The organism is Actinophytocola sp. (assembly GCF_035634895.1).
Lineage (GTDB): Bacteria > Actinomycetota > Actinomycetes > Mycobacteriales > Pseudonocardiaceae > Actinophytocola.
In genome coordinates, this window is sequence record NZ_DASQCC010000276.1 from 1 (window position 1) to 5,543 (window position 5,543).

Consider the following 5,543-nt stretch of genomic DNA (forward strand, 5'->3'; position numbering starts at 1 on the left):
CTGGCTCGAACGGCTCGGGAATGTCGGGCCGGCGGGGTGGCTCCGGAATGTCGGGCCGGCCGGGCGGCTCGGGAACGTCATCGGGCTCCGGCGGCGAGGAGATCGTCTGCCCCATCTCGAACCGGTTGGCGACGGCGCCCGCCTCGATGTGACCGCCCGTGGCAAGCCCGTCTGCGAAGTCCAGCCACGCGGGTTGCCGGGGTTCGAGTCGGGCCGAGGAGATGAGGTCTTCGGCGTGGTCCCCAGGCCGCGGCGCGGAGGCGCCGTGGGCGAAGTCGGTGTATGAAGGCAGGTCGCTTGGGGGGGCCGGGGCGTGGTGGCCCGTCGAAGTTGGTTGCGTGGGTTCTGGGGCGGTGAGGTCGCGGTTGGGCGCGTCGAGGTCGCGGTTGGGCGCGTCTTCGGGCTTGGCGTCCGCTTTGTTGCGGGCGCGGAGGGCCTTCGCGTTGAGCGTTGACATCATCCGGGCCAGTTCGGCACGGGTTTCCTCGTAGGTGGTGGCCTTCGGGGTGGACGAGTAGGTGGGTGCGGGACGTTCCGCATCCGCGATGGGAGTCCCTGTCTCCCGGGGCAGTTCTTCCTCGGGGCGAGCCGGCGGCGGGGGGACGGGGCCGCCGGCGAGGTCGGATCCACTGCCGGGATTGGGCCCGCTGGAGAGGTCGGGTCCGCCGGCGGGATTGGGCCCGCTGGAGAGGTCGAATCCGCCGGCGGGATTGGGCCCGCTGGAGAGGTCGAATCCGCTGGCGGGATTGGGCCCGCTGAGGGGATTGGGGCCGCTGGCCGGGTCGGTGGCGCTTGCGAAGTCGGTGACGCTTGAGGGGGCCGTGACGCTGCCGGGGTCGGTGGCGCTTGCGGCTGCGGGTGTCGGGTTCGTTGGGCGTCGGGTGGCCGATGGGGTGCGGTGGAGGACCTGGGAGATGTCTGGTTCCGCCGGCCAGCCTGACGAGCTGAGTGTGCTCGTGTCCGCCGGGTTAGCTTGCTCCTGGGCTCGGCGCTCGGCGCGGGTCAGGCGGGGACCCTCTGCGGACTCGGTCGGCCCTTGCGGCTGTTCGCCGGGAGCGGGTTCGCCGCCGGCTCGGCGGCGGCCGCCGCTGCCGGAGGGGATGCTCAGGGAGTTCAGGATTGACCGGCCGCCAGTGGGCTGGTCTGTTGCTGGGGCCTGGGTCAGCGGTGTTGTCGGCGGCTCGTCCGTCAGTGCGCTGGCGGGCGCCGGGTGGGAGTGGCTGGGCTCGGTGGCCGCCAGGAAGTCCTGACCTGTTGGGGAGCTCCGTGGGCTCGACAGGGGCTGGGAGTCCTGGGAGGGACTCGTCGGCGGTGGTTTGGTGGGAGTCAGTGCGTCCCTTGCGGCGGTCAGCATGCCGGCCGCGTCCTGGGTTTCCGTGCCGGGGGTTGGAGAGTCGGACTGCACCACGCTTGTGCTGATGCTCATGTCCGACTTCGTCGCCGTTTCGCGGATCGAGGCCGCGAACTCCTCCGCCTGGTCCCGTGTGGTGTGGGGCAGGAAAACCGCCAGCTCACCGCCGTCGGACCTTGCCAGCTCGGCATTCTCGGGGGCCATGCCGCGGACCTTGTCGGCCAGGCCGACCATGATGCCGGTGTCCGGGCCGCGGCCGGCCCTGTTGTCGTTGAGCGGTTCGAAGCGGACCAGCGTCAGCGCGACCGGGCGTTCGCCCTTGCGGACCGACCGCAGCCGTTTCACCAGGCCTTCGCGGTTCAGTAGGCCGGTGCGCTCGTCCACCGAGTCCGGCACCTCATCTGAGGACGGTCGCTCGTGTGGTTCTGTCGAGGTTCTCGGCGGTGGCAGTGTCGACTGGGCGGCGGCCGGCGACGGGGCCATCGCCACCGGCACGCCTGCCGGGTGCGCCAGCTGACGCAGCAGTGCGGCCACCGACTGCTGCGACACGTCCCGCATCCCCTGGCCGGCGCCCACCTGCACCAACAGATGCCGCGCCGCGCGGGCGACGGCACGCATGCGCCGTTGCTCGGCCGCTCGGGCCGAACGCATCGCCTCCAGGGCTTCCTTCGTGCGGCCGGCCTGTTCGTCCAGGCGTGACAGCTCGGTCAGCGCGTCGGCCAGCAACGAGTCCAGGTTGTGGCGTTCCGCCAGCCACGCTGCCTGGTCCACCAGGCCTCGACCGCGGTCGACCTCGCCCGATGGCAGGTGCACGCGAGTCGCCAGCGCCAGCATGAGCTGGCCGACCGACTCCGCGGACGTCGCGCGCACCGGTTCGTCGACCGTCGGCTTGGCGGCCTCCTCCGCCTCGTACAGCTCGCCCTCGTCCAGCAGCGCGCACACGAGCTCCAGCACCAGCCGCGCACGCAGGCGGTCGCTCTCCGGGCGCAGCTCGCGGTGGAGCCGCTTCAGCACGCCCAGGCCGTCGCGGGCGGCGTTGACCGCCTCCTCGTTGTCGCCGTACCAGCGGTGGTAGGCGGACGAGCGGACCGCCAGCCGCGCACGTTCCATCCGGCGGGCGTCGGAGTCCAGGCCGTCGTCGGCCGCCAGCAGGCGGTCGGCCTCGGCCAGCGCGTCCTCGATGTCGTCGCGGCGGGCCACGTGCGCGAGGCAGCCGACGAGACGGCCGAGCGCGGCGGCCCGCATCGACGGCGGCGCGTGCGTCGCCTCCAGCACCGGACGCAGCAACGCACCGCCGAGCAACGGTTCGCCCAACTCCTGCGCGCATTCCGCGAGGTCCAGCCGAAGCTCCGCCGCCAGCACCAGGGCGCCGCCCGACTCGGCCAGCGCCAACGCGTCGAACCCGGGTTGGACCGCGCCGACGTGCTGGCCTATCCGCACCAGCCCCGACGCGAGCACCGCCTGCGCCCGCATCGACAGGGACCTGGACTCACCCGTGCTCGTCATGGCAGACGACACGTCGGTGGCGCCGATGAGCAGCGCACGACGGGCGAGTTGGACGCAGAGTTCGGGCGCACTCGTACGAAGCGCCTCCGCCGAACGAACGAGTGCCGCGCACTCACTCAGCCCACCGGATGGCGCATCGTTCCAGGCCGCCGCCACCGCACCCCCAACCTAGTCCCGGGTCAGCTTGCGATAGGTGACCCGATGCGGACGGGCGGCTTCCTCGCCGAGGCGTTCGATCTTGTTCTTCTCGTAGCCCTCGAAGTTGCCCTCGAACCAGTACCACTTGGCGGGGTTCTCGTCGCTGCCCTCCCACGCGAGGATATGCGTCGCGACGCGGTCGAGGAACCACCTGTCGTGGGAGATCACCACGGCGCAGCCGGGGAACTGCTCGAGTGCGTTCTCCAGCGAGCCGAGGGTCTCGACGTCCAGGTCGTTCGTCGGCTCGTCCAGCAGGATCAGGTTGCCGCCCTGCTTGAGGGTGAGCGCCAGGTTGAGGCGGTTGCGCTCGCCGCCGGACAGCACGCCGGCCGGCTTCTGCTGGTCGGCGCCCTTGAAGCCGAACGCGCTGACGTACGCGCGGGACGGCATCTCGACCTGGCCCACGTGGATGTAGTCCAGCCCTTCCGACACCACCTCCCACACGTTCTTCTTCGGATCGATACCTTCCCGACCCTGGTCCACATAGGACAGCTGTACCGTCTCGCCGACCTTGACCTCGCCGCTGTCCGCCTTCTCGAGGCCCACGATCGTCTTGAACAGGGTCGTCTTGCCGACGCCGTTCGGGCCGATCACGCCGATGATGCCGTTGCGGGGCAGGTCGAACGACAGGTCGTCGATCAGCACCCGATCGCCGAACCCCTTCTTCAGGTGGTCCGCCCTGACCACGATGCTGCCCAGCCGGGGCCCTGGCGGGATCTGGATCTCCTCGAAGTCGAGCTTGCGGGTGCGCTCGGCCTCCGCCGCCATCTCCTCGTAGCGGTCGAGGCGTGCCCTGGACTTGGTCTGCCGCGCCTTCGCGTTCGACCGCACCCAGGCCAGCTCGTCCCTCAGCCGCTTCTGCAGCTTCTGGTCCTTCTTGCCCTGTACCGCCAGCCGCTCGGCCTTCTTCTCCAGGTAGGTGGAGTAGTTGCCCTCGTACGCGTGCGCCCGCCCGCGGTCGAGCTCGAGGATCCACTGCGACAGGTTGTCCAGGAAGTACCGGTCGTGTGTGACCGCCAGGACCGCACCCGGGTACTGCCCCAGGTGCTGCTCCAGCCACAGGACACTCTCCGCGTCCAGGTGGTTGGTGGGCTCGTCCAGCAGCAGCAGGTCGGGCTTGGACAGCAGCAGCTTGCACAGCGCCACACGGCGGCGCTCACCACCGGAGAGGACCTTGACGTCGGCGTCTCCCGGCGGGCAGCGCAACGCGTCCATCGCCTGCTCGAGCTGCGAGTCCAGGTCCCAGGCGTCGGCGTGGTCGAGTTCCTCCCCCAACCGGCCCATCTCCTCCATGAGCTCGTCGGAGGTGTCCGTCGCCATCTTCTCGATGACCTCGTTGTAGCGCGTGAGCGTCTCGTAGATCCCGCCGACGCCCTCCTGGACGTTGCCGAGGACGGTCTTGTCCTCATTCAGCGCCGGCTCCTGCTGCAGGATGCCGACGGTGAACCCGGGCGACAGGAACGCGTCGCCGTTGTTCGGCTGGTCCAAGCCCGCCATGATCTTGAGCACGCTCGACTTGCCGGCGCCGTTGGGACCTACCACCCCGATCTTCGCCCCGGGGTAGAAGGCGAGGGTGACGTCATCCAGGATGACCTTGTCACCGTGCGCCTTGCGTACCTTCTTCATGGTGTAGATGAACTCGGCCATGGCCGCGATCGTAGAGCGGCCCGGGCTCGGGCCTGACCGCGGTGTGGCGGAACACGCCCCGAGAACCCTGTCAAGTCCGGCGGCATCCTCCGGGCGGGCGAGCCGGTCGGCGGCTGTCCGGGTGATCAACTCCTTTCAGTGTCGGGACGGACGGCGGTTGGGACAGGCGAGGGCTCGCCAGCATCGGGCCGGGCGACGGTCCGGCTGGCACGCGGGCCGGGCGGCGATCCGGTGGCGCGCGGGCCGGGCGGCGATCCGGGTAGCACGCGGCCCGCGGGCACGCGGGTCATTAGGCGGCGGTCCGGCTGGCACGCGGGCCGGGCGGCATCCTTCGGGTGGCACGCGGGTCGGGACGGTGGCAGGGATCTCGGTGATCAACTCCTTTCGATGGCAGACACCTCGCGGGTAATGCCTTGCGGGTAGTGCCTTGTCGGTTGGCGGGGCAACTCGAGGATCTGAGGCGCACAGCGCCGCGCGAATGAGCCGGTCCGACGGTTCGGAGAGCCAGAGCGTGGATCTGCCTCGAGGCCCGAAGCCGTGACCTGCGTGAACGCTGGACCGGACGAGCGCGTTCGGGTGGGTCGGCGAACGTGGCGAAGCACTACTAGTGTCCCGCGCCGGAAATCAGGCAACTAATTCGGCGGCCCAGCTTCCCGCTGGCGGCGTTGCCGGTTCACCCAAGTACCACCCAGTACGAGGACGAACCGGCGCCTTGCCAGCAGAAACCCGGATCCACCGACTTAATCACCGCATTTCCGGCGCGGGACACTAGGCGGCCTCCTCGACGAGGCCAGCCTCGGCGGGATCTTCTCTGGCCAGCTGGCCGGGTGGGTCCAGCAAC

The 5,543-nt window shown here is 70.4% G+C and carries 2 protein-coding genes; both read right to left on the bottom strand.

Annotation, left to right across the window (positions count from 1 at the left end):
- Positions 1-2,857, bottom strand: a 2,857-nt coding sequence (locus VET29_RS42385; RefSeq protein ID WP_324932679.1) for a hypothetical protein, incomplete at its 3' end; no start/stop codon positions are given.
- A 168-nt stretch (positions 2,858-3,025) separates the two neighbouring features.
- Positions 3,026-4,702 carry an energy-dependent translational throttle protein EttA gene (gene ettA, locus VET29_RS42390; RefSeq protein WP_324932682.1) on the bottom strand — a complete coding sequence of 559 codons (1,677 nt, stop codon included), beginning with the start codon at positions 4,700-4,702 and terminating at the stop codon, positions 3,026-3,028.
- Positions 4,703-5,543: the final 841 nt, after the last annotated feature.

Bases quoted from the DNA above. Each gene is read 5' to 3' on its own strand.
- ettA (WP_324932682.1), bottom strand. From the start codon at position 4,702: ATGGCCGAGTTCATCTACACCATGAAGAAGGTACGCAAGGCGCACGGT.